Consider the following 2,662-nt stretch of genomic DNA (forward strand, 5'->3'; position numbering starts at 1 on the left):
GGCCTTTCTGTCAATGAAGGAAACGTAAATCGGCTGCCGCTCCTGCCCACTGCCATTTCGATACAAGCGCAGTGCGGTAAAGAAATATCGCACGCCATGGTGCTTCCCATGGCGGCAGGAAATATAGTAATCGAAATAAAAAGGCGGCATCCCTCCGTCCGGAAGGACACCGCGGAATGAACTCAAAGGGGAAAAGATAAAAACTGCCTGCCGGACACACCCGTCACCCTTTCAGAGACAATCATGAATCATATGACTCTGTATGGAGCAGCGGGCCTGCATCCCGGCGCAGGCAGAATCCCATGTAATCTTACGAAACTTAGGCAACACAAATAGTTCTATTCATAAATATCACCTCCTTTTCCTGCCGCACCCCCTCATCAGGGGTGCGGTCTTTAAATACCCTGTTTTCGATTCCTGTTATATAGCCTTATTGCATTTCCTCTTTTTCCTTCGAACCATTCTTTACCTCCTTTCCCTTTCGCTGATTTCAGTATACCCCCGGCCGGCCTTTTTTCGATTTCTATTTTCCTGTGAACCATTTATGCTTTTTCCTTCCATGCAAAAGGAGCCGCCCCGCTGAGGGAGGCAGCTCCCTGGAAGAGTCTCAGCCATTCGCCTTTTCAGCACACCCGCGCAGGAGCTGAATGCTGTCTTTTATATATTCCGTTACCGTATCGGCAGTGAATACCTGTCCGCTTTCATCTTTGCCGCTGCGGTCCAGCTTGGCATGGGCCGTATCGTTGCGTACATCTTTGAGGATCCTGTAGTCGTTGACAATAGAAAGAATGTCTTCAACCGTTATGCCCCTGCCCAAAGAGACTCGCTTTACACGAAGCAGCCAGTATACAGCATCCAGCCTTCCCTTACGATCATCTTTAAGTATCTTTGTCACATGTTCATTTTCTACAGACTCCAGGCTCAGCATTCCATTCAGGAGATAGCAGCTGAGGTCTGCATCATTCATGATTGGTTCTTTCTCTCCTTCTTTAGATAAATCCTTTAAAAGTCTCTTATAGCGTTTCATCCCATAGCCTTCAGCAGGATTCGTTAATTTCTTACCCCAGTTGGAGCGGACAATTATATCATGGATAAAAGGACCCAGGCAGGAATATTCCTTTTTTTGAAGTGTTTCCTCCGTATTTATTGCAGAAATGACTGAAGGATCTTTCCCTATTTCCCAGATGGCCTTCATCATAGACAAAGCGCAGTTCCTATTCGTTTCCGACATACGGCAGACATGTTCTTCCACCATGGCGTTAAGCAGTTCTGCCATACTACCGGCTGCTTCCTGAAAATGCTCCTCCGTAAAGTAATCAGCAGCTTCACTAGGCATTTCCTGTCTCTTCGATGCAGAAAGTCCCTGCCAAATGACGTCTATAAAACTCCGGAATGTTCTGCCCAGTTTTCCCGCATACTCTTTCCCCTCTTTGCTTACTGACAGGACAACCTTGGGATTTTCTACATAGTTGATGAAGTAAAACATGGGACTGTCTTTGTAATTATGCACTGTATTCTGATCTGGGTCATTCTCCATGGTTTTATCCAGTGCTTCTCTCTGTTCATCGGTAAAATAAAGTATCCTTTCCTTAAGGAGAAAATCCGGCACCGTCTCCGTATAGAGGGTCAGTGCCTGCTGGATGTAGCTGTGCTTCAGACACCATTCAATGTAGGACAGCTCATCGGGGGCATGTATCAGATTTTCATATTCCCTTTCGATAGGCTTGGTCAGAATCTGGAATTTCAAATCATTCAGCTCTTTTTTATCAGGCCGATTGCCGCCTGGCTGATTTTCCTGTTTCCGGTGGAGCTCTATCTCTTGTATCATACTGTTGTCAAAGGCTTCCAGCGCATCAGACAGCCGGGAAATGGACTCCTGGAACTGTTTACGATTGGAAATCTGAATGTCCTTTGCAAACCCGCGCATCTTACCAAGAATATCCTGCAGCTGGTCCGATATTTCCCTGCTTTTGAAATAGGCCTCCAGCGTATTTACACTGCCGTAATTTTTAAATTCACCGGCTCCGGAAATCAGGTCAAAAATGTGGTAAAGATCCGTCACATCAAGAACTTTTCCTTTATTATCCTTCCAGCTGCTGTAAAGTACACATCCCGGAAGCAGCCCCCGGTACTCCATGAGCCGCATGACCGCCAGTGCCATCATGACGGAATCCCGGGGTCCGCCGGTAAGATCCAGGTGAATGGTCACCGTATTTCCTGCTTTTTTCTCTTTCTTATAATACTCTGCAATAAAACCTGCCATTTTGAGAACGGACTCCATCACATCATCCATGCCGTCTTCTATGCCTTTGCAGGACACGATAGAAGAAGATCCGTTTTCATTTCCTTTTGGTAAGGGCAGTACCGTATCTGCCGCCTCCTGACGGATGACACCGTCTTCGATCAGTCTGTTACGAAAAAACGCCAGATGGGTCATTCCATATCCCAGCTTTCCTTCCGGAACCGGAAGAACTTCCTGAACTTTTTCAGAAGCAAAGACGAAGATTTTATCAATGGAGCCCACTTTCTGTTTCAGATAATAAGCCGCCGATTCATTGGTGATATACGTTTTAATGCCAAGATCCGGATAATCAGACGGCTGCGCGAGTCCTGTGTTATCCCTCTTTACTTTTACATTACTCAGGTAGCTGAGCAGAATATT

1 protein-coding gene is annotated in these 2,662 nt (G+C 46.2%); it reads right to left on the reverse strand.

Features of this window, described 5'->3' with window-relative positions:
• Positions 1-607 precede the first annotated feature (607 nt).
• A partial coding sequence (locus ACI4N7_RS03585; RefSeq protein WP_439731993.1) for a TM1812 family CRISPR-associated protein occupies positions 608-2,662 on the reverse strand: 2,055 nt, incomplete at its 5' end.

This window comes from Dialister sp. (genome assembly GCF_051885895.1).
Classification (GTDB): Bacteria; Bacillota; Negativicutes; order Veillonellales; family Dialisteraceae; genus Dialister.